Below are 21103 nucleotides of genomic sequence, written 5' to 3' on the forward strand. Positions count from 1 at the left end.
TGTCATGCACAATCCGGCTGAAGCAGGATGTGGCACGCAAGGAGATGATGATGAGGACGATGACGTTGGTCTTCGCGGGTGTCGTGCTCGCGGCCGGGGCAGACCCGGCGGCGGCGCAGGACGGAAAGGTCGCCACCTCCGGCAAGTCGGACGTCGCGCTTGGCGATGTGCCGGCACCCGTGCTCGACGCCGCCAAGGCCGCGCGCCCAGGCTTCACCCCGGTCGAGGCGGAAGCCGAGACTCGCGAGGGACGCCGTTACTTCGACGTCGAAGGCACGCTTCCCGACGGATCCGAGATCGAGTTCGACATCATGGAGGAGGGTGGACGCTGGCGCGTCGTCGAAACCCAGCGGGACATCCCGCTCGCCATCGCGCCCGAACCCGTTCGCCGGGCGGCGGCCGCCCACGATTCGGCGTTCACGCCCAATCGGGTGATCGAAAGCAGCCAGGCCGACGGGCTCGTCATCTACGAATTGTTCGGCACCAAGGGCGGCGACCCCCAGGGCCGCAAGATCGAGATCAAATGGAACGGCAAGCGCGCCGAGGTGCTGAAGCAGGAATGGGCGCACTGATCTGAACGGATGACCCCTCGGGCGTGAGGCCCCTTCGTCACCCGCCTTGCCGCCGCCGGGCGTTGAGGTGGCGGGGCGATCGCGGAGGCTGCGTAGGATCCCTGACGCAATCGCACGGTGGCCAGGGTTAACACGATCTTAGCCATGCGGACGTAGGACCTTCCTATCATAGAAGGACTCGTTGCATGGCCACCAATCCGGCCTTCAAAAGTTTCGGACAATCGCCGATCGGACGCCGCGCCGCCCCGCGCGCGCGGCTGCACGCCAACGCGACCCTGGTCACCACGACCGGCAAGATCCCGGTACTGCTGCGCAACCTTTCCTGCACCGGCGCGATGGCCGAAGGCGCCAACCTGCCTGCGCAGGGCCGCGACATCCTGCTCCAGCGCGGCGATCTCGAAGTGCTCGCCGCCGTCGTGTGGAGCAGCGGCAGCCAGTGCGGGCTCAGCTTCTACGATCCGGTCGCGCACGACCTCGTCGTCAAGGAAGCGCGGACTCCGCCCGAGGACCACGTCCGCCCGGTTTCGCGCTGGGATCCGATCGGGATCGACGACGTCCGAAATGCCGACGACTGGGCCAGGGTCCAGGCCGAGATGCGCGGCGAGCACGGCCGCATCCGCAAGCTTTTCTGAGCGAAGGATGGCAGTCGGGTCGTGAACCCCTGGATCCCGATCGCGGCTGCGACATTGTTGTCGCTCAATGGCTGGACGATGCTCCGCTTCTGGCAGGACAAGTCGCGCGCCCGGGCTGGCGAGCGCCGCATTCCCGAAGCCAATCTGCTTGGCCTCGCGCTGATCGGCGGGACGCCGGGCGCGTTCCTCGCCCGCCACCTGTTTCGCCACAAGACGCGCAAGCAGCCTTTTTCGACCCAACTCTGGATGATCGCCGCCGTGCAGGCAGGCGTAGCGTTGGGTCTTCTCTTCTCTGAGCCTTCATCGATCGGCGCCCCGGAATGGAGATTCGCTCCGAGCGATTCTTCGCAGCCGACAAGCGCCGCGGCAGCCTGGCGCCTCACTCGCGATCGGTCATCAACACGGTGACCCACCGGAGAACGGCGAGGACGAGAGCCGCGACCACGCTCAGCGTGGTGTACAGGATGGGCGCGAGCAAGAGTGCCAGGCTCTCACCGTTGAGGTCGCAGTCGTAGAAATCCATCAGCCGGCTCGTGAACGTCCAGTACACGATCAGACCAGCCGCGAGGGACGCGCAAGCGATCCAAAATCTCCCGGACCCCCTTTTCCTTGGAAACGCCCATGCCACCAGGAACGGCGACAAGGGAAGGAGTCCCAGGGCTGCAACGATGAGGTGCTCCGTCGAAAAGGCCCGGAACGTCGCGGAGACCAGATTGCCAAGCGACATTTCTGCGACCCGTTGAAAAGGGCGCTCGCCGTTGATGGATGCTCCATAGTTCCCGAAGCAAGCATCGAAATCCACACGAACGACCGAAGCGTGTGCCGTCAGGAACAGCGAAACGCCGACCATCAAGATAAGAAGAACGACGCCTTGTCTCGGTCTGTCACGCATTGCTCAACCTCGGAAGCGTCCGCACCGGCGATGGCAGAGGGCAATCCCGCTTGCTTGCAAAGGGAGAAGGCGCGGACAAGGGCAAGGCTACCCACACGCCCGGGCCGCGGCTAGTCATTCATTCGCCAAGCGGCGGAGCTTCGGGATCGGAGCCGGCTTGCGCCGAGCCCCTCAGGCGGCGACCGACAATTCCAGGCTGTTGGGGCGGGCGGCCGCGGCCTGGACGCAATTGCGGCCGCCGCGCTTGGCTTCGTAGAGCGCGGTGTCGGCCTGGAGAATGAGATCCTGGACGGTGTTGCTGTTCTCGGGCGACGAGGCGACACCGAGCGATGCGGTGACCCGCACGCCGTGGACGTTGGACAGGGTCTCGACGCGGGCGCGGATCACCTCCGCCTTGTAGACGGCGTCGGCGAGTGCGCAGTCCGGCAGGATGATGAGCAATTCCTCGCCGCCGTAGCGGCAGGCGATGTCGCTTTCCCGCAAGGTTCCCGAGACCGTGTCGGCAACCGCGCGCAGGATCGTGTCGCCGATCAGATGGCCGTGCTCGTCGTTGAGCTTCTTGAAATGATCGAGATCGATGAGCACGACCGAGGCCGGTGTGCCGCTGCGCTGCGAAAGCGAGACGAAACGCTGCAGGCTGTCTTCCATGTAGCGGCGGTTGTAGAGACCGGTGAGCGGATCCTTGAGCGCCTGCGAGCGAAGCTTGTCGCGCAGGGCGATGTTGGACAGAGCCAGCGAGACGGCATCGGTCAGCGCCGAGATCAGGGTCGCCGCTTCGGCGAGCTCCTGTTCCTGGGCAGGGCCGTTGGCCGAGAAGCGGATCAGGCCGTGGACCTCTCCGCGGGCGACCATCGGCACCTCGATCGCGGCGCCATCGCTCAGATGATGCTCACAGCGCAAGGCGTCGCCGGAGCGCGAGTTCGCCTGCACCTTGCCGCGCTTCACCGCCCAGCATTCGGACGCGAGGATGTTCGGCGGGGCGATGTCGTCGTCATGCTCGTTCCAGGCGGTGCTGAGGACGAGCCGGTCGCGGGCGCTGCTGAACAGATAGAGCGCGCCGGAAAGGTGGGGCAGCAGCCGGCGGGCGGTTGCACCGAGCACGGCATTGGCATCCTCCTGGCCGGATGCGCTCTGCAAGACGTCGGCCATGTGGAACAGGATCTCGGCCTGCCGCATGGCTTGCCGCCGCCGGCGCGCGTCGCGGCTGACGTGACGATAGGAAGCGGCGAGGCCGGCGATCGAAAGACAGCCGCCGACGATCTGAATGCCGATTACCAGATGCCATGCAAAGCCGAGCCGGCGGTCATGCTCGGCGTGCCGTTCGCGTGCTTCGGTTTCGTATCGCCCAAGCTGGCTGCGAATGCGGGCGAGCGCCTCGACAGCCTCTGGACTGTTCAGCAGGGCGTCCGCCTCAACACGCGCACCGCGCCGCGCGAGGCCGATGCTGCGCAACCAGAGGCCATCCAGCTGGCGCGCAATTCTCAACGGATCGGCCTGCGAACGGCCCGGCGATTTGGCAGCGAGGCGGCGCAGGGCCTGCACGTTCTCGGAGACCATGTCGGACGCCCCGAAGAACGTCTTGAGCAACGCGGTGTTTCCGGTCGTTGCGTACCCGCGGGCGGACTCCATCTGGTTGGTCACGCCGTACCGATAGTTCCTGATTTGCTCGAGCTCGGTGACGATCGCGCCGGCATGGCTGCGCTCGCGCTCGATATAGACGAACCCGGCGACCGCGGAGGTGACCATGACGACCAGGATCACGACGATCGCGACGATCGGCCACAGATAGGCTCTGTTCGGCCGCTCGACGTCGTCGCCGGGCCCCCCGGCCGATGCCCCTCGAAACGAATCCGCCTTTTCCCCGGTCAAAGAAACATCCCCATGGTCGGCGCGGTCGCGCGAATTTCCTTGGCCAACAGCGCCTAGGCATCTCCCTCTAAGGGCCTGTTAGCAATCTCACCGGGGAGATTACGTAAACGGGTGGCCGGAGCGGGAAGCGGGGGCGGGGAGTTCGCCGCTCTTGGCCTCGGCGGCCGTCGCCGAGCTACCCGGCTCCTCTTCGTCATACGGCGCATGCCCGGTATGTCGTCGAAGGCTCGCGCCGCGTGTGGCCGGGGCCTGTGCGCTCTGGTCCTGAGATACCGGCCTTCGCTGGTATGACGGTAATAGGCATCGAAGGCGGAGAGAGGGCTGCCGGGCGCTGCGGCTGCGGCCTTCGACCTGGCTGGGGCACAAATTGGATGGCACCGGCGCGCGGGTGGGGTGCGGCTGCGTCTATAATCAGAGAGACGCTGCTTTTCGGAAGGGGCGACTCGGGAGTAGTGGCGGCGCCGGCCGGCGCGCGCGCGATTCCCTGCACAGGATAAAAGGCTCGGGAGGCGCGGGGGCGTCTCATCGGCGCCTGCAATGGAATACGAGACTTGCTGAGGATTACGCCGGAACAGCTTCGATTGGGAATGTTCGTGACCGCGATCGATGGATCGTGGCTCGATCATCCCTTCTGGCGCTCCCGCTTTCTGCTCGAGAGGCACGCCGACCTGGCCTTGCTAAAGGCAAGCGGCGTCACCGGGATCTGGATCGATCCCAAGAAGGGGCTCGGACCGGCGCCCAAGCCGGTTCCGATTGCGATCGCCCGCGACGTTCAGGCCGTGCGCGCCGATGCCGAGGCGATGCTTGCGACGGAGGCCGACGCGCCGGGCGTCGCCAATGCGCCGCGTAGCCCAAGCGCGGAGTTCGTGCAGGCGGAGCGGATTCTCGACGACGCCAAGATCGCGGTCGCCGCGTTCATCGAGGATGCCAAGCTCGGCCGGCTTACCGGGCTGGAGGGGATCGAGCCCGTGGTCGCCGCGATCACCGGATCCGTGCTCCGCAATCGCAGCGCGCTGATGACGCTCGCCCGGCTCAAGGCGGCCGACGAATATGCCTATGTCCACGCGATCGCCGTCTCCGCGATGATGGTCGCCCTGGCGCTGCAGATGGGCATGGACGAACCCGGGGTGCGGGAGGCGGGCCTCGCTGGTCTGCTTCACGACATCGGCGAGGCGGACGCGCCGCCGGGACTGCTCGACAAGCCGGCCTCGCTCTCGGCCGCCGAGACGGAACGGCTGCAACAGCATCCGGAAGCCGGACCGGTGAAGCTCGAGGGCATCGACGCGCTCTCCGCGCGGGTGCTCGACGGGATCCTGCATCATCACGAGAGAATGGACGGATCCGGCTATCCTCAGCAGCTCAAGGGTGAGTCGATCAGCCTGCTAGGCCGGATGGCGGCGGTCTGCGACGTCTATGACGCGATCACCTCCAACCGGCCGCATCGCCGTGCCTGGCCGCCGGCGGAAGCGCTCGCCCGCATGTTCCGCTGGGATGGCCATTTCGACCAGTCCATCCTGCGCGCCTTCATCCGCTGCGTCGGCATCTATCCGGTCGGATCGCTGGTGCGGCTGAGCTCCGACGAGCTCGCCGTGGTGTCCGAAGAAGCGGGAACCGTGCTCGCCCGTCCGGTTGTGCGGCCCTTCTTCTCGGCCGTGACCCGGCGTCCGATCGCGCTTTACGAAATCGATCTCGGCGACATGCCGGAGGATCTCAAGATCGTCTCCCGCGAGGACCCGTCGGCCTGGGGCTTCGCCGATTGGGAAACGCACGCGATGAAGCTGATCAAGCCGCGGGCGGTGCGGATCCTCTCGCGCATCGGCCAGCACACCCCGCCGATCACGCTCAAGTCCGTCGGCAGCTGAGGATCGGCCGGCCTGCGCCTCAGAGCCGGCTCTTCTCGGTAATTTCGAGCTGAACGACCTTGGCGTCGTGGAACTTGATCGAGACCGACCCGAAGCGGAGGTCTCGGATGGCGGCGCGGAGCGCGTCCACCGCCTGATCGACCGATCGATCGTCGGCGGGGCCCCTGGGGATCTGGCGGGGAAGAGGTGTCTTGTCTGCGGTCATCGTCGCTGCCCGAATTGCTGCTTATTGATCGCCGGATCTCCCCGTCCGGCCGGAAAAAGGGGCCGCGCCTACCACCACGGACGGCGCGGCCCAGTCGAGCGGGCCGAGGAGGACGAAACCCGCTGGGGAGGAACGCTATTCGGCCGCGATTGCCTGGATCACCTCGTTCGGCTGGAGCAGACCAGACATCTTCCATTGCTGCTCGAGCACGCCGGGGCCGTAATCCTTGGACCCGCCGAGCGTCTCGGCGATCGCCTGGAAGCGGGCGCCTTCCTCGATCAGGACGATAGTGTTGGCGAGCGCAAGCAGGCCCTTGCGGCCCCAGGCGGTCGAGCCGCCATTGGCCTCGAGGATGGCGGGCACGCCGGGATCGCGCTCCAGCACCTCGAGGATGAAGGCGGCTTCGCCCTGGCGCCGATCGATGTAGATCGGCAGCTCGCGCGAGCGGGTCCAGCGCTGCACCGGGACGTAGAGGATCGGCAACGCCCGGTGACTTTGCGACCAGGCGCCGAGATAGGGCGTATGGACGTGGCTGACGGTGGTGATGTCGTCATGCGCCCGAAACAGGGGCAGATAGCGGCCGCCGCCGAGATTGCCGTTGGGCGGGCCCTGGAGCACTTCGCCGTCGAGCGCGAAGATCGTCGGCTCGAGCGGGGCATCGGGGGCGAACGGGCCCGGATAGCCGATCGAGATCACCGCCTGCTCGCCGGGCACCCGCTCGACGAAACTGACGGTGCCGCTCGGCGCAATGGTGCCGGTCTCGCGCAGCCCGCGAAAGGCGATGGCGGCGTCGCGAATTGCCGACGCGGCGAAGTCGGTAATGGCGGAGTTGATGTCGGTCATGCTTGCTCTCCTGTGAAGGGATGTCATTCGGCGGCCTGGAGGAGCCCTGCCGTGGCGGCGCGGCCGAGGAGGGGGAGGACTTCCTCCCCGACGCGGTAGGCCTCTTCGAGGTGCGGGGTGCCGGCGAGGATGAAGGCGTCGGCTCCGCGGCGGATCAGTTCGTCCAGCTGCTCGGCGCATTGTTCGTAGCTGCCGACGATGCCGAGCGCGGGGCCGCCGCGGAGCAGGTTGAAGCCGCCCCACAAATTCTTGCCGACGACGAGCTCGTCCCAGCGCTTCGCCTCGGTCGGACGCAGCGCCGCCTGACGGGCCGCGCCGACGCTGTCGGTCGGCTGTCCGCGCCAGCGTGCCCTCGTCTCGTCGGTGACGTTCTCGAACCCGATGCGGATGTCGCGCCAGGCTTCCTCTTCAGTGGGCCGGGCGACGAGATCGACCCGGATCGCGCATTTCTGCTCGCCGCCGAGCTGCGCGGTCCGCTCCTTTACGCGGGCGAACTTGTCCTGGAGCTGATCATAGGGCTCGAGCCAGGACAGATAGTAATCGGCGTGCCTGGCCGCGGACTGAAGGGCGGCGTCGGAGGAGCCGGAGAACCAGATTTCCGGGATGTCCTCGGCACCGAGCAGCGGCGCGAGGCCGCCGTTGCGGACGCTGTAGAAGCGGCCGTCATAGGTGAAGCCCGGATCCTTCCACACGCCCTTGAAGACGTCGAGGAATTCCGACGTGCGGCCGTAGCGATCGTCATGCGAGAAGCTGTCACCCCACCACAGTTGCGATGGTCCGCCACCGCCGGTGATGATGTTGAACACCGTTCGCCCGCCGGTTGCCCTTTGCAGGCTCGCCGACAGCCGCGCCGCCTGCACAGGGTTGAGGAATCCGGGCTGGAAGGCGATCATGAAGCGGAAGCTCTTGGTCTCGCGCGCCAGCAAAGGCGAGATCACCCAGGGGTCGTCGGTGGTCGGGAAGGACGGAATGAGTCCGCCGATGAAGCCGGAAATCTCCGCCGCCTTGGCGATCTCGGCGAGATGATCGATGTAGCGATACCCGTCCTCCTCGCCGTCCGCGGTGAGGCCCGGCGTCTGGTTGCCGGGGGCAAGCGGCGACCAGTCACCGCGATCGAGCGAGCCACGGCGGATGGTCGCGTGGTCGCCGTGGGTGGGAAGCCGCCAGTAAAAGTCGATGGCCATGCTCTGTCTCCTCAGGCTGCGGCGCGCAGCGTTGGTTGGTGGGCACGAAGGCGGGGCAGCACGAACTGGCCGACCCGGTAGGTTTCCTCGAGCGAGGGCGAGGCAGAAAGGACAAAGTGCCCGATGCCGGCAGCGGCGAGCTCGGCCAGCTGCGCCGCGACCAAGTCATAGGTGCCGGCAATGTCGGCCGCGGGCGTGTGCTGCAGATCCTCGGCGGTTTCGCGGGCGGCGAGCGTTGCGGAAATGCCGAATTCGACGTTGCGCCCGGCGGCGAGCGCCAGCCGATCGAGATCCTCGATCTTGGCCCGCAGAGCCTCGACGGGCTGCAGGGCGAAGAGGTGGACGTCGGCGTGACGCGCCGACAGAGCGAGCGAATCCTCCTGCTCGCCGCGCAGGAACACGCGCGGGAAGGCCGCACCGGCGAGCGGCTGCTCGAACCCGCCGCCTTTCACTTCGAAGAAGCGACCCTGGAAATCGAACGGCTGGCTGCCGTGGACGCCGCGGGCGACGTGGAGAAATTCCTCGGTCCGCGCACGCAGATCGGCCTCCAGCACCGGATCGGCAATGGCGGCGCGTGCATCGGCATCGCCATCGGGCGCGATCGCCCAACCGAGCCGATCATGCACCGCCCGCTGGAAGGTCACTGCCTGCTTGGCGGCGTAGACGGCCGAACCCACCGATGCCGGGAATTCGGGAACCAGGCCGAGCTTCGGCGCCGAGCGCGCGACCGCCGCCGCGATGATCTGGCTGTCGTCGCCGTCGGAGCGATGCTGGATGAACAGACCGTCGAAGCCGGTGAGCGCGGCCGCGCGGGCGATCTGCGCATAATGATCGAAGCGGTTGATCGAGATCGGGCGCACATTGCGGGCGAGCGTTTCCGCCCATGCGCTCGGCTCGGCGCGGCCGGGCTCGGCCGTCGGGTCGAGCCGCCAATAGGCCTTGATCGTCATGCGGCATTCCTTTCCTTGCTGAAGAGGGGCGTTTCGAAGCGGCCGCCGAACACGAAGTGATCGATCGGATTGCGACCGTTGGGCTGTTCCTGCGGATGGAAATCGGCGTGCAGTGCGTCGAGGCCGGCACGGCGGCCGAGCGCCACCATCGACTCGACGGTGAAATCGTCGGGGATGCCGAGCAGCGAGCGTGCCGTCTCCCGATCGAAGCCGCCGATGCCGTGGGTATGCCAGCCGAGCAGCAGCGCCTGATGGGCAAAATTGGCCCAGGCCGCGCCGGCGTCGAAACTGTGCGTCGCGTTCGGGATGACGGCGCCCCGCCGCTCCGTGCTGTTCGCAGAGACGATGACGATCAGCGCCGACGCCTGCGCCGCCCAGCGTTCGTTGAACGGCGCCAGCAGGCTGACGAAGTCGACCCAGTCCGGCGTGTCGGGCCGCGCCACCAAGAAGCGCCAGGGCTGGGCGTTGAAGGCGGAAGGCGCCCAGCGTGCGGCCTCGAAGGCGCTGGCGAGCACCGCATCGGGCACCGGCTCGCCCGAGAAGCTGCGCGGAGACCAGCGGTCGAGGAAGACGGGTTCGATCGGATGATCGGCAGTGCGGCCCATCACATCGCCTCCCGCACCGGCAGGCGCACCAGGTTCTCGGGCTCGCCCGGCGTCGGAACCGGCTGGATCAGCTCGGCAAGGATTTCGTCGCGGAGGCGATGGAGCTGCGGCAGCGAGCGTTCGCGCGGATGGGGCAGATCGATGTCGACGATCCGGCGGATACGGCCCGGCTTGGCGCCCATGATGATCACCCGATCACTCAGATAGACGGCTTCCTCGACGTCGTGGGTGACCATCAGCATGGTCGAGCGCTGGCGCAGCCAGATGCGCTGGAGCTCGGTCTGGACGTGGATGCGGGTGAGCGCGTCGAGCGCACCGAGCGGCTCGTCGAGCAGCAGCAGCTTGGGCTCGGTGACCAGCGCCCGGGCGATCGCCCCGCGCTGCGCCATGCCGCCCGAGAGCTGGTGCGGATAGGCTTTCTCGAACCCGGCGAGATTGAGCAGGGCGATATGCTCGGCGACAATGCGGGCACGCTGCGCCTTGGGGATGCTGCTGTTGAGCAAAGCGAGGCCGACATTCTCCTCGAGCGTCATCCACGGGAACAGCCGGTGATCCTGGAAGATCAGCCCCCGATCGAGATCGGTGCCGGTGATCCTTTTGCCGTCGAGGCGGATCTCGCCGGCGAAATCGGTGTCGAGGCCGGCGACGAGGCGCAGCAGGGTCGATTTGCCGCAGCCGCTCGGCCCGACGATGCTGACGAACTCACCGGGCCGGACGACGAGATCGATCCCGTCCAGCACCGGCAAAGACCGGCCACCGACGGTGAAGTCCTTGGAGAGGCCGGCGATGGTCAAGGCACCGTCGATCGGCGGGCTGGCCGCGGCGGGCGTGTCGAACAGGGTGGTGACATTCATGCGCCGTCTCCTTCAGGCGATCGCCGGCTGCCAGCGCAGCAGATGGCCGCGCAGCCGTGCGAACAGGGTGTTGAGGGTGAAGCCGATCAGGCCGGTGATCGCGATCGCGACCAGGATCACGTCCATGCGCTGCTGCGCCTGGGCGAGGCTCATCGTCGCCCCGAGACCGGCGCCCGCCCCGAGCAGCAATTCGGTGCCGATGGTCGCGATCCAGGCGAAGGCGATCGCCTGGCTGAGCCCGGTCAGGATCAGCGGCAGCGCGCCGGGGAGCAGCACGTGGCGCAGCAGCTGTGCGCGGCTGAACCCGAACAGCGCGCCGACATCGGTGTTGCGCCGCTCGGCGTGGACGATCCCCTCGTAGGTGTTGAGCACCGTCGGGTAGAATGCGGCAAGGCCGACGATCAGCAGCTTGGCGGCCTCGCCATTGCCGACCCAGAGGCCGATCAGCGGAAGCCAGCCGAGCAGGGGGACCTGGCGGATGGCGTGGTAGAGCGGGCCGATCAGGCGGTCGACGGACCGGAACAGGCCCATCGCGATGCCGAGCAGCACGCCCGCGCTTGCACCGAGCACGAGTCCGGTGAGCGCGCGCGACGTCGTCGTCACCGCATCGGTGAGCAATTGGCCCGACGCGGCGAGCTCTGCGAAGGCGGCGGCGATCGATGCCAGCGGCACGAAGGCGAGTGCACGGGCGCCGCCGACTTCCGCCTGTGCCTGCCATAAGGCGAGCAGCAGGATCGGGATGAGCAAGCCGAGCGCAACGCGGGCGGCGGGATGGCGGTGGGCGCGCATGTCAGGCCGCCTTCCAGCGCAAGGTGCGCCGCTCGATCAGCTTGACCCCGCGATCGAGCAGGAAGCCGATCAGACCGCTGACGAACACGCCGGCCAGCACCACGTCGATGCGGAACAGCTGACGGGCCATTTCCATCATCTGGCCGATGCCGCTGCCGGCGGCGAGCAGCTCGCAGGCGATGAGCACCAGCCAGGCGCGGGTGAGGCCGATGCGAAGCCCGGTCAGCACCGGCGGAGTCGCCGCAGGCAGCAGGATGCGGCCGAGGAACGGCAGCAGAGGGGTGCGGTAGAGCTTCGCCACCTCGAAATGGCTGCGCGGAACACCGCGCACGCCGTCGAACGCGGCGAGTGCGACCGGGAAGAAGGCGGCGATCGCGACGACGACGATCTTGAACCGTTCCTCGATGCCGAGCAGCAGCACCAGCATCGGCAGGAAGGCGAGCACCGGCACCTGCCTCAGCGCCTGGAAGAGCGGACCGAACAGGGCCTCGGCGAGCCTCGAGAGGGCCAAAGCGGTTCCGAAGGCCAGACCGGCCGCGGCGCCCAGGCCGAAGCCGATCAGCAGCCGGGTGAGGCTGATGGAGAGGTGGGCGACAAGCTCGCCGTTCCGCCACATCGCGAGGAGCGCGGCGACGACGTCGGCCGGGGCGACCAGCACCTGCGGCGGGAACAGTCCCGCGGCCGACGCTGCCTGCCAGAGCAGAAGCAGAGCCACCAGGGGTGCGAGGCCGAAGCCGATGCGCGAGAGGTTAGAGGTCATTCACGCCTCCGAAGCGGCGAGGTGGGAGGGATGGCGTCGGCGGATCAGGCCGACCGCCGCGGCGCCGGCGAGAAGGATTGGAAGCCACAGCAGGAACATCGTCTGCAGAGGCAGGATCTTGGTCATCAGCCCACCACCGAGCGCTCCGGCAGACGACCCGGTCATCGAGGCGAGATTGTAGAGGCCGGCGACCTTGCTCTTGCCCCCGGGCAGGCCGGCGAGCACGCGGACGTTGATCAGATGGACGATCGCCGCGCCGGCGCTGAGCAGGACGGCGCCGAGCGCGAGCGCGGCGAAATCGCCACCGAAGCCGAAGGCGAGCAAGGCGAAGCTGCCGAGAACCAGCCCGACCACATAGCCCGCATTGCGGCTGAGGCGGCGCACCAGGGTTCCGGCGACGAACAGCATGATCGTGGCGGTCGCGCCCTGGACGAGCATCAGCCGGATGCCGTCCTGTTCGCTAAGCGGCGGCAGCGCCAGCGCGAGAAGGATGATGAAGGTGCCGAACAGCGCCGACGTCGCGGCATTGAGGAATTCGACGATGCAGGTGTCGGCGATGTTGGGATCGCGCAGCAAGGCCGTCACTTCGGCGAGGAAGCCGGGCTGTGCGTCATCAAGGGGAACAACGTCGCGGCTGGGCAGGAAGGACAGGCTGAACAGCGCCATCAGCCCGAACAGCACGCTGACCAGCAGGAAGCCGATGGTGACGTTGCCACGGGCCGCGAGGAATGCGGCCGCGGCCGGGCCGAGGATCGACAGGCCCGCGGTCAGGGAGCCCCGATACCAGCCGCCCCGAGTCTCCCGCTCGCCGCGGAGGCGCTCGAGGAAGGCAGAGTTCATCGATACCATCCGGAACGGGATGCACAGGCCGATCACCCAGCGGCCGAGCGCCAGCGCCAGCCACGAGGCGGAGAAGGGCATCAGCAGATTGACGAGCAGCGGCCCCATGCTCGCCGCGAAGTAGATGGGCCGGGCGCCGTAGCGGGCGATCAGGAAACCGGCGGGGACGGTGACCAGGATCATGCCGACAGATTCCATCGCCGAGACGATCCCGATCTGGAACGGCGAGGCGCCGAGCTGCAGCGCGTAGAGCGTGGTCACCACCTTGCCGAGCCCGACGGTAAGGCCGCTCACCAGCGAGAGCAGGACGAAGCTGGTCATGAAGCGCCGGTCGTTCACGAGCGATCGCCTCGCGCGGACGATGCGGCGGCCGATTGCTGCGGCTGCGGCCAATGGCCTTCGAGCTTCAGATCGCGCAGCGCTTCGGCGGCAAAGCGGCGATCGAGCAATTTGTCGACGTCGACTTTCGAGCGGACGAGGCCGTTGCGGAACGTATAATCGGCGACTTCGCGATAATGGCCGACCAACGCCTCGTCGTAGAGCGGCGAGAAGCGATCGCGCCAGCCGACCCGCGGCTCGGCATATTCGGCCTCGACGACGCTGCGCGGAGTCTCGGCGCGCGCGGCGATCTCGATCACCTTGTCACGGTTTTCCGGCAAGGACGACCAGTAAGCGGCGCGGACATAGGCTTCGGCGACGATTCGGGCGAGATCGGGGTGGGAGTCGACGAAATTTCCGCGGGCGAACAGCTCCGCCCGCATCTTCCAATCCTCGGGCGCCTGCTTGGTCGACCAGATGATGCGGCCGACGCCTTTCTGCTCGAGCAGATGCGCATCGGAGAGCAGCACGACGGCGTCGACGTCACCCGAGGCAAGGGCGGCGTGGCTCGCCGGCGGGTTGATGTTGACGATCTGAAAGTCGGAGAGCTTGAGGCCCGCCTGCCCGACCAGCTTGGAGAAAGGCAGTTCCCAGGGCCGGCCGCGATGCAGGCCGATCCTCTTGCCCTTGAGATCGGCGACGCTGCGCGCGGGGAGGTCCTTGCGGGCGACCAGATAGACGTTCTGGCCACGGCCGACCGGAACGACCAGCCGAAGGTCGACACCGCCCGACGCCGCGATGATCGCCGGAAAGTCGCCATAGCTGGCAAAGTCGATGCGCTCGGCGGCGAAGCCTTCGTTGATCATCGGACCGCCGACCGCGGTCGGCACCGGGAACCAGGCGAGCTTGACCCCGCGCTTGGCGAGCTCTGCCTCAAGCCAGCCCTGCTGCTGGATGATCGCGGTCTGGCCCTGGTAGCGCTGCTCGCCCTGATGCGGATAGGCGATGCTGGCGATGGTCAGGGTCGTCGGCTTTCCGTCGGGCTTCGTGGCGGATCCCTCGGATCCCCCGAACTGGAACAGCAAGGCGCCGCCGAGAACGAGCAGGACGAGCGCGCCGATCAGGATCGATCGCGGCTTCATGCCGAAACCTCCTCGAGCGATCGAGCGGCAGCGTGCGACGGCTGCGTCAGGGCGTCGAGCGGCCGGCGATCGATCCATGCCGGAACATCGACCGGCACCGGCAGGAAGCCGCGATCGAACAGGAAGCCGGCGAAATCGGCGAGAGCGTCGATGGCGCCCGGATCGAGATCCGTCTTGAGGCGCCGGTGCAGCGTGTCGCCGCCATAAGCGGACCGGACGAATTGCTCCGGCGATCCGGTCTCCCGCGCGATGTAGGCGAGCGTTTCGGCCGGATGGTTCTCCGCCCAATCGCCGGCAGCACGGACGTGGCGGAGCAAGCGGGCGGCAAGATCGGGATAGAGGTCGACGGTGGCGGTATCGACGGTGAGCGGACGCGGCGTGCCGTTGTTGATCCGGATCTTCGGATCCGGGTGGAAGCCGGTGTCGACGACGACGTGCGCGCCGGCAAGGAAGGCATATTCATGGCCGAGCGAGCCTTTGACGTGGATCGCGTCGACCTCGCCGCGGACGAGGGCACCGAATTCGGCCGCGTAGAGCGGGCGTCCGCGCCAGCCGCGGCGGCTGTTCGCACCGACCCGGGCTTCGCCCTCGCCGACCGGCGGATCGCCGGCATCGATGTCGATCCACTCGACGTCCTGCTCGGCGACGCCGCCGAGCGACAGACCGGCGAGAAGCGCACGCAATGCCGTGGCGCGGAAGATGTCGACCTTGTCGGCCGCGCGGCGGGGGAGGGCGATGCGCCGCCCTTTGAGATCTCGGGGCGTGCGGATACCCGAGGCGGGAAGGGTGAGGATCGCCTGGCTCTCGTCGACCCAGTTCAATCCGATCACCCGGGTGTCGGCGCCTGCGGCGCGCGCCCAGATCGCCGGCACGCTGCCCCCTTGGCGGAAGCTGTGCGCGAGGTGGTGATCGTAATGGCTCGCCCGGGTTTCGGGATCCTGGCTGTCCTGGATGGATCGCACGTCGATGCCGAGCGCGCCGAAATCCTGCTCGATCACGCCCTGGTTGATGGCGATGCCGAGCGGCGTCGGGACGGGGCAGCGCGTGTACCAGATCTCGCGTGGATAGGCGGTCATTTCGGCCTCCGTTCGGGCTTGGGTGAGGGTTGGAAGAGGGGCATCAGAAGCGTGCCACCAGTGCGACGCCGTAGGTGCGCGGCTCACCCCATTGGATCGTATCGCCGGTGATGGCGGCGGCGGCATTGGCCTGCGGCAGAGCGTGGTTGCGATAGTCGACGTCGAACAGATTGTTGACGTAGGCGGTCAGGGAGAAACGCTCGCCTGGGGCGGAATAGGTGATCCTGGCATTGGTCAGCGTGTAACCAGGCTGGTTCAGAAGGAACCGGTTCACATTGTCCTGCGGGGTGATGTAATAATATTGGAGCGACTGGTAACGCGCGTCCGCGGCGAGCTGGATCTCGCCGCTGTTGGCGAGCGGGATGGCGTAGAGCGCACCGACGTTCAGCGTGAGGTGCGGCGACCGCACGAATTCCGCGCCGGACAGGTCGGCGCCGCCATTCACCACCTGCAGGGAATCATATTCGGTATCGAGCAGGCCGATCGCGGCATTGAGACTGAGCCCTTCGATCGGGTGGGCCGCGATCTCGAACTCGGCGCCGTCGACATGGGCGCTCTGCGCATTCTGCAGATAGGAGGTGGTGGCGCCGCCGACGGCGCCGGGGTTGGGCCCGACGACGTTGATCTGGACGTCGTCATATTCGTAGTGGAAGGCCGACGCGTTGAAGGTCAGCGCGCCGTCGAACCATTCGGATTTGTAGCCGAGTTCGAAGGCATCGAGCTTTTCCGGAGCGACCACCTGCAGGGCCGCGGGCAGCTGCGCTGCGGTGTTGAAGCCGCCGGATTTCACGCCGTGGGAATATTTGGCGTAAAGCAGATGGTTCGGGGCGACCCGCCAGGAGGGCGTGATGTCGTAGGTGAAGGCATCCCAGGTGCGCTTCAGATCGCCCGAGAAGGTGCCGGCGCCGCCGAAGGTGCCGGTGTAGCTCTCCCACCACCGCGCAGTGTCGCTCCACCGGGCCGCGGCTCCGTTGGGCGAGGCGCTGCGCGCAAAGGCGAGCGTCTTGGTCTCGCGGGTGAAGCGGGCGCCGACATTGAGGTCGAACGCGTCGCTCAGTGCGTAACGCGCATTGGCGAAGACTGCGCCGCTCTCCGCCTTGTGATCGTAGATCGTGCGGCTGTAGGCGTTCGGCGCGGTGTCGCCGGGACGCGACGGCACCGACCCGTCGGGCAGGGTGGCGGAGGCCGCGAAGGAATCGATCTTCTCATTGAAATAATGAAGGCCGAGGATCCAGCTGAAGCGCCCGGTCGGCGCCGAGGCGAGGCGCAGTTCCTGGCTCCATTGCCGGCTGACCGAGTCGACATAGCCGCGGCTGATCTCCAACGGCGTATAATCGCTGTCGTTGGTGCTGGTGGAGGCGTAGCGTTCGAAGCCGGTGAGGGCGGTCAGCGTCAGGCCGCCGAAATCCCAATCGAGGCGGAACAGACCGCCATATTGCTCGGCATCGCTGTTGTCGTCGGCATTGGTGTCGACCACATCGCGGTCGGTGGACGGAACATAGCCGTTGCGCAGTACGCCGTTCGCGGCATAGCTGCCGGTGGCCCAATAGCCGCCGAACGTCTTGTACTTGCGGTAGTGGGCCGAGACGAGCGCGGTGACGTCGCCCGACCGTCCGAGCAATTGCGCTCGGACGACGCTGTCCTCGATCGCATTGTCCTTCTCGCCGGTGAACAGATTTTCGTAGCGGCCATCCTTGTTCTCGATGTGGCCGGAAATGCGGGCGGCCAGGGCACCGGGGACGATCGCGGCGCCGACGCCGCCTTCGATGATCTTGTCGTCGAAGCGGCCATAATCGAGCTTGACGTAATTCTCGCCGTCCACCGGATCGAGCGACGGCCGCTTGCTGATGACGCTGATCGCACCGCCGGTGGTGTTCTTGCCCCACAGGGTGCCCTGCGGCCCGCGCAACACCTCGACGCGTTCCACATCGAAGAGCGGGAGCCCCGTCGCGCTCGCATTGCTGATGTAGATTTCGTCGAGATAGAAGCCGACCGGATTGGCGAGATCCTGCTGCTGCTGACCGGCGCCGACGCCGCGGATCCACCACCGAGGGCGGCCGTGCTGCTGGGCGCCGGCTGAGGCGTTGGGAACGTAGTTCAAAACTTCGTTGGCCGATCGGCCGACGCCGCCCAACGTGAAGGTGTCGGCACCAAGCGCGGTGACCGCGGTCGGCACGTCCTGGATGCTCTGTTCGCGCTTGTTGGCGGTGATGACGATCGCCGCGCCGTAATCGGCCGTGTCGGCGTCGCTTGCCGTCGCGACGCCCTCGGCCGAGGCCAGTTGCGGCGGCGCTGCCGTCCGTTCCTGGGCGAGCGCGCCGCCGGCAGAAAGTGCGGCGAGCGACGCGACACTGGCCAGATGAATCCCCTTATGCACCAAGTTCTTTCCTTCTTCCCCCTTGCCCGCCGACGGCGTCCCGTGCGGGCGCCGACCGGCGGGTGGTCTTCTTCGTGTCAGGCGGCGTCGCGCGTTCGGCGGGCGATGCCTTCGAGCGGGCGTGGATCGATCCAGTCGGCGACATCGAAATCGGCTTCCAGGAAGCCGTGCGCGAACAGGAAGTCCTTGAAATCGGACAGCGCATCGACGGAATCGTCGTCGAGGAAGGTGCCGAGTTTCTGGGCGGCGTCGGCGCCGTAGGCCGCAAGGACCCAATCCGGGGTCGAGCCGGTTTCGCGCGCGATATAGGCGACCGTCTCTTCGGGATGGGCCCGCGCCCAGTCGCCGGCATCGACGACCCGGGCGAGGAAACGTGCAACGAGATCCGGCCGGGCCTCGATCAGGTCAGCATCGACCGTCAGGGTGCGCGGGGTACCATTGTTGACCCGAACCTCCGGATCGGGATGGCTACCGAGATCGGCGATGATCCGGGCGCCGATCAGCCGCGCAGTTTCGAGCCCGAGCGCGCCCTTGACGTAGATCGCGTCGACGTCGCCGCGCAGCAGCGCCAGCGTCTCCGCCTGATAGCCGTGGCGCAGGCGGCGGCGGACGCCGTCCCCGGTCGCGATGCTGCGTGTGCCGCTGTCCGGCGCTTCGCTGCTGCGCGTGTCAATCCAGTCGACATTCTTGAGGCTGAGCCCTTCCAGCCCGAGTGCGGCGTGGAAGCCGCGCAGGGCCGAGGCGCGGTTGAAGTCGATCGAGATCGGATTGACCGGCAGGCCGATCCTGAGGTCGCGAAGGTCGCGGGCGCTGTGGATGCCGCTTTCCGGCAGTGCGAGGATCGCCTGGAATTCGTCGGTCCAGGACAGGCCGATCACCCGCGTGTCGCGGCCGCGGGCACGAGCCCAGATCGCCGGAATGTTGCCACCCTGGCGGAAGGAGCTGGGCAGCGTGTGATCGAAGTGGGATTCCTGCGCGGCGGCGTCATTCGTTTCCTGGATCGACTTCAAGGTGATGCCGTCCGGGGCGAACTCGTCCGCGAACCAGCCGCGTTGAACGGCGATGCCGAGCGCGGTCGGGACGGGGCAGCGCGTGTACCAGAGCGTGTCGGTGATGCTGGCGGAGGCGGTAGCTGTGTCGGTGGACATGGGGGCTCCTTCGCGGAAACGGGTCCGCGGACTGTGACTCGGAGATGTCGATTGCGACGGCCGGCGAGGCGCGCGCACCAGGGTTCCGCCACGCGCTGTGGCGGTGGCCGTGAGGTTATCGCCCGGGCGCCACGCGATTACGCGCAGACGCAGCAATCAGGTCAGGGAAGCGGCAATCTGCCGCCAGGCCTCAACAACAGCGGCGACAGGCCGCGGGAGAAGGAAGGCGCAAGATGGGTGCTTGCAGGCTCATCGGTGTTCCTTTCGATCTGGAAACACGAGGCCGCCCGGCTGTCCGGCAAGGGCTCGTGCGCTTTAGCCATTGATGACGCGGCGCAATCTGCATTCCGTCAAAAACCGCGGGTCGCGCTCGCACCCGGGGGTGCGCGGAGCCTGACCATTGCTCTCGTTCAGCAATCCCAACCTAAAAGGTAGACAAAGAAAGTCAAGCGGGTTGCGGCAGTCCGGTGACCCGCAGAGACGAGGCGGGTGAAGCCGGACGGAAACATCGTCAAATCGCCTTCCAACCATCGCTCCGAGAGGTCCGACTCGGAACGCTACGGGCCGGCAAGGAATTCCTTGATGCATGCGGCCGCGCGTGGCCAGGCAGGCTCGGTCTCGAGCAGCAAATGGTTGCGGCTTTCGAGCAGGACGAATTCCGCGTTCGGAATCCCCGCGGCGAGTCGCCTGCCGGCGGCGAACGGCACGACGGCATCGTCGCGCCCATGGATGACGAGGGTGGGCACGCGCACGTGCGGCAACAGCGATTCGACATCGATGTCGCCGAACGCATGCTGCAGCCGAACCGCATTTTCCGGCGAGGTCGAAACGCGCTGCAACTCGTTGAACCAGTCCGCCTCGGCCGGCGAGGCGTCGGGCAGGAACAGAGTGGTAAACATCTGGCGATAGGCGGGATTGTTCTTGCCCCATCCCTGACGCGTGAGGATCATCATCGCTTCGCGCCGCTCGACCTCCTCGCGCGTGCCGCGACGCTTCCAGCCGACCGCATAGCCGCCGTAGAGAACCATGCGGCGGACGCGCTCGGGATGGCGAACGGCATAAGCGATCGACACGCTGCAGCCCTGCGATACGGCGAAAAGATCGAAGGTTTCGAGTCCGGCGGCGTCGACGACGCTGGCAAGATCGTCGACGAAGGCTTCGAACGAAATCTCGGCAGCGTTCCAGTCGGAGAGGCCGTTGCCCCGCTCATCGTAACGGACGATCTGCCGGTAGGTCGCAAGCTCGCGGATCCAGTGCCGCCAGAGCGGACTTTCCCAGTCCTGCTCGAGATGGTTGAGCCAGTTCGCGGTCTTGACGAGCGGCGGTCCGTCCCCGGCGATCGAGTAAGCGAGGCCGGTCCCGTCGGACGCCGTGCAGAATTTGACGTGCTGGACAGGCAAAGGCGGGGCTGATTCGGAGACCGCTACCGCGCCGCGCAGCGAAGGCGGCACGGGGACGTCGGCCTCGTCGAGCTTGCGGGTGCCGAGCATCCGCTGCTGATCGGCCTCGCTTCGGCGCCCGAGCCGATCGAGAAGATCGATCAACGCCACACGGGCCAACGCGTCATAGGGGTCGAGCGTCGTCCAAAGCCGCGCGAGCGCGAGCGCGCGCTCCGGATCGATCGGGCGCTGGACGAGCTCGCGCAGGAGAGCGACGAAGCGTTTACGGGCATCTTCCCGCATGGCGATCAGCCATGCCTGATAATCGTCGCAGCGGGGTAGCTCCAAACCCTCGAGAAAGTCGCCCCACGCGGCCGTCGCGGCCTCCAGCACCGGCGTATCGACCTTGCGGATGTCGCCGGCAGCCACGTCGCGGAGGGTTCGCCAATCGACCGACAGGGCGCTGCAATCGAGGCCGACTTCCTCGCGGTCGGCAACCAGCCGGCACCCGCCCTCATCGTCGATCAGTCCGCGCAGCTTCGACAGGCTCCACCGCAGGGCGCCGCGGGGATCGTCGGGCACCTCCCAGAACATTTCGCAGAGACGCTCGCGGCGCACCTTGCGGTCGTTCGCGGCGAGGTAGCCGAGCAGGGCGCGAGTCTTCTTGGAGGCGGGGAGGGCCACCGGCTCTCCTTCGCGCTCGAGGGCCATCGTCCCCAGCAAATGTAGGGAGAGCGTCGTCCGCGACCCGCCCGGCATCGTTGGAATTTACCAGAACCGGCCGACCACGACAATTCACACGCCGA

The 21103-nt window shown here is 67.3% G+C and carries 20 protein-coding genes; 4 read left to right on the forward strand and 16 right to left on the reverse strand.

Annotation, left to right across the window (positions count from 1 at the left end; genetic code table 11):
• The first annotated feature begins 50 nt into the window (after positions 1 to 50).
• The 3 genes from C7I55_RS00435 (at position 51) to C7I55_RS29385 (ending at position 1612) form a co-directional block, all read left to right on the forward strand.
• Positions 51 to 572, forward strand: coding sequence for a hypothetical protein (locus C7I55_RS00435; protein WP_199192666.1), 522 nt, complete (start codon positions 51 to 53; stop codon positions 570 to 572).
• A gap of 185 nt (positions 573 to 757) precedes the next feature.
• Entirely contained in the window at positions 758 to 1204 is a 447-nt protein-coding gene (locus C7I55_RS00440) for a PilZ domain-containing protein (RefSeq protein WP_106510939.1), read from the forward strand.
• A 21-nt stretch (positions 1205 to 1225) separates the two neighbouring features.
• Positions 1226 to 1612 (forward strand): DUF1294 domain-containing protein, encoded by a 387-nt coding sequence (locus C7I55_RS29385; RefSeq protein ID WP_408640572.1) that lies wholly within the window; start codon positions 1226 to 1228, stop codon positions 1610 to 1612.
• On the opposite strand, the gene C7I55_RS00450 is transcribed toward C7I55_RS29385, so the two are convergent.
• Positions 1584 to 2096, reverse strand: coding sequence for a hypothetical protein (locus C7I55_RS00450; protein WP_106510940.1), 513 nt, complete (start codon positions 2094 to 2096; stop codon positions 1584 to 1586). The genes C7I55_RS29385 and C7I55_RS00450 overlap by 29 nt on opposite strands.
• Positions 2097 to 2267: 171 nt before the next feature.
• Positions 2268 to 3965 carry a diguanylate cyclase gene (locus C7I55_RS00455; RefSeq protein ID WP_106510941.1) on the reverse strand — a complete coding sequence of 566 codons (1698 nt, stop codon included), beginning with the start codon at positions 3963 to 3965 and terminating at the stop codon, positions 2268 to 2270.
• A 551-nt stretch (positions 3966 to 4516) separates the two neighbouring features.
• Here C7I55_RS00455 and C7I55_RS00460 point away from each other — a divergent pair.
• Positions 4517 to 5827 carry an HD-GYP domain-containing protein gene (locus C7I55_RS00460; RefSeq protein ID WP_269845187.1) on the forward strand — a complete coding sequence of 437 codons (1311 nt, stop codon included), beginning with the start codon at positions 4517 to 4519 and terminating at the stop codon, positions 5825 to 5827.
• A gap of 19 nt (positions 5828 to 5846) precedes the next feature.
• Here the strand turns inward: C7I55_RS00460 and C7I55_RS00465 are convergent, their stop codons facing one another.
• The 14 genes from C7I55_RS00465 to C7I55_RS00530 all read right to left on the reverse strand — a co-directional run bounded on the left by C7I55_RS00465 (position 5847) and on the right by C7I55_RS00530 (position 20981).
• Positions 5847 to 6032: a YezD family protein gene (locus C7I55_RS00465; RefSeq protein ID WP_106510943.1), complete on the reverse strand. Its 186-nt coding sequence runs from the start codon at positions 6030 to 6032 to the stop codon at positions 5847 to 5849.
• 135 nt (positions 6033 to 6167) lie between these two features.
• Positions 6168 to 6875: a class II aldolase/adducin family protein gene (locus tag C7I55_RS00470; RefSeq protein ID WP_106510944.1), complete on the reverse strand. Its 708-nt coding sequence runs from the start codon at positions 6873 to 6875 to the stop codon at positions 6168 to 6170.
• A 23-nt stretch (positions 6876 to 6898) separates the two neighbouring features.
• Positions 6899 to 8059 carry an LLM class flavin-dependent oxidoreductase gene (locus C7I55_RS00475; protein WP_106510945.1) on the reverse strand — a complete coding sequence of 387 codons (1161 nt, stop codon included), beginning with the start codon at positions 8057 to 8059 and terminating at the stop codon, positions 6899 to 6901.
• 11 nt (positions 8060 to 8070) lie between these two features.
• Positions 8071 to 9009 carry an LLM class flavin-dependent oxidoreductase gene (locus C7I55_RS00480; RefSeq protein ID WP_106510946.1) on the reverse strand — a complete coding sequence of 313 codons (939 nt, stop codon included), beginning with the start codon at positions 9007 to 9009 and terminating at the stop codon, positions 8071 to 8073.
• Positions 9006 to 9614 (reverse strand): nitroreductase family protein, encoded by a 609-nt coding sequence (locus tag C7I55_RS00485; protein WP_106510947.1) that lies wholly within the window; start codon positions 9612 to 9614, stop codon positions 9006 to 9008. The genes C7I55_RS00480 and C7I55_RS00485 overlap by 4 nt, the downstream gene beginning before the upstream one ends.
• Entirely contained in the window at positions 9614 to 10468 is an 855-nt protein-coding gene (locus tag C7I55_RS00490; protein WP_106510948.1) for an ABC transporter ATP-binding protein, read from the reverse strand. Before C7I55_RS00490 ends, C7I55_RS00485 begins: the two co-directional genes overlap by 1 nt.
• Positions 10469 to 10480: 12 nt before the next feature.
• Positions 10481 to 11257 (reverse strand): ABC transporter permease, encoded by a 777-nt coding sequence (locus C7I55_RS00495; RefSeq protein WP_106510949.1) that lies wholly within the window; start codon positions 11255 to 11257, stop codon positions 10481 to 10483.
• A 1-nt stretch (position 11258) separates the two neighbouring features.
• Positions 11259 to 12017, reverse strand: a complete 759-nt coding sequence (locus C7I55_RS00500) for an ABC transporter permease (protein ID WP_106510950.1) — start codon at positions 12015 to 12017, stop codon at positions 11259 to 11261.
• Positions 12018 to 13196, reverse strand: coding sequence for an MFS transporter (locus tag C7I55_RS00505; protein WP_146150889.1), 1179 nt, complete (start codon positions 13194 to 13196; stop codon positions 12018 to 12020).
• Complete coding sequence (locus C7I55_RS00510; protein ID WP_106510952.1) at positions 13193 to 14317, reverse strand: ABC transporter substrate-binding protein; 1125 nt, start codon at positions 14315 to 14317, stop codon at positions 13193 to 13195. The genes C7I55_RS00505 and C7I55_RS00510 overlap by 4 nt, the downstream gene beginning before the upstream one ends.
• Positions 14314 to 15393, reverse strand: a complete 1080-nt coding sequence (locus tag C7I55_RS00515) for an ABC transporter substrate-binding protein (RefSeq protein WP_106510953.1) — start codon at positions 15391 to 15393, stop codon at positions 14314 to 14316. Before C7I55_RS00515 ends, C7I55_RS00510 begins: the two co-directional genes overlap by 4 nt.
• A gap of 43 nt (positions 15394 to 15436) precedes the next feature.
• Positions 15437 to 17770: a TonB-dependent receptor gene (locus C7I55_RS00520; protein WP_233221959.1), complete on the reverse strand. Its 2334-nt coding sequence runs from the start codon at positions 17768 to 17770 to the stop codon at positions 15437 to 15439.
• A 77-nt stretch (positions 17771 to 17847) separates the two neighbouring features.
• Positions 17848 to 18918: an ABC transporter substrate-binding protein gene (locus tag C7I55_RS00525; protein ID WP_106510955.1), complete on the reverse strand. Its 1071-nt coding sequence runs from the start codon at positions 18916 to 18918 to the stop codon at positions 17848 to 17850.
• A gap of 557 nt (positions 18919 to 19475) precedes the next feature.
• A complete protein-coding gene (locus C7I55_RS00530) occupies positions 19476 to 20981 on the reverse strand; it encodes an alpha/beta hydrolase (RefSeq protein WP_199192668.1) in 1506 nt (501 codons plus the stop codon).
• Between the last annotated feature and the right edge of the window lie 122 nt (positions 20982 to 21103).

Origin of the sequence: Allosphingosinicella deserti (assembly GCF_003012735.1) — a bacterium.
Taxonomy (GTDB): Bacteria; Pseudomonadota; Alphaproteobacteria; order Sphingomonadales; family Sphingomonadaceae; genus Allosphingosinicella; species Allosphingosinicella deserti.

What these genes read in the sequence shown, in the direction of transcription:
- C7I55_RS00435 (WP_199192666.1), top strand. Translation starts at nt 51, where the DNA reads ATGAGGACGATGACGTTGGTCTTCGCGGGTGTCGTGCTCGCGGCCGGG.
- C7I55_RS00440 (WP_106510939.1), top strand. Translation starts at nt 758, where the DNA reads ATGGCCACCAATCCGGCCTTCAAAAGTTTCGGACAATCGCCGATCGGA.
- C7I55_RS00450 (WP_106510940.1), bottom strand. Translation starts at nt 2,096, where the DNA reads ATGCGTGACAGACCGAGACAAGGCGTCGTTCTTCTTATCTTGATGGTC.
- C7I55_RS00465 (WP_106510943.1), bottom strand. Translation starts at nt 6,032, where the DNA reads ATGACCGCAGACAAGACACCTCTTCCCCGCCAGATCCCCAGGGGCCCC.
- C7I55_RS00470 (WP_106510944.1), bottom strand. Translation starts at nt 6,875, where the DNA reads ATGACCGACATCAACTCCGCCATTACCGACTTCGCCGCGTCGGCAATT.
- C7I55_RS00475 (WP_106510945.1), bottom strand. Translation starts at nt 8,059, where the DNA reads ATGGCCATCGACTTTTACTGGCGGCTTCCCACCCACGGCGACCACGCG.
- C7I55_RS00480 (WP_106510946.1), bottom strand. Translation starts at nt 9,009, where the DNA reads ATGACGATCAAGGCCTATTGGCGGCTCGACCCGACGGCCGAGCCCGGC.
- C7I55_RS00485 (WP_106510947.1), bottom strand. Translation starts at nt 9,614, where the DNA reads ATGGGCCGCACTGCCGATCATCCGATCGAACCCGTCTTCCTCGACCGC.
- C7I55_RS00490 (WP_106510948.1), bottom strand. Translation starts at nt 10,468, where the DNA reads ATGAATGTCACCACCCTGTTCGACACGCCCGCCGCGGCCAGCCCGCCG.
- C7I55_RS00495 (WP_106510949.1), bottom strand. Translation starts at nt 11,257, where the DNA reads ATGCGCGCCCACCGCCATCCCGCCGCCCGCGTTGCGCTCGGCTTGCTC.
- C7I55_RS00500 (WP_106510950.1), bottom strand. Translation starts at nt 12,017, where the DNA reads ATGACCTCTAACCTCTCGCGCATCGGCTTCGGCCTCGCACCCCTGGTG.
- C7I55_RS00510 (WP_106510952.1), bottom strand. Translation starts at nt 14,317, where the DNA reads ATGAAGCCGCGATCGATCCTGATCGGCGCGCTCGTCCTGCTCGTTCTC.
- C7I55_RS00515 (WP_106510953.1), bottom strand. Translation starts at nt 15,393, where the DNA reads ATGACCGCCTATCCACGCGAGATCTGGTACACGCGCTGCCCCGTCCCG.
- C7I55_RS00525 (WP_106510955.1), bottom strand. Translation starts at nt 18,918, where the DNA reads ATGTCCACCGACACAGCTACCGCCTCCGCCAGCATCACCGACACGCTC.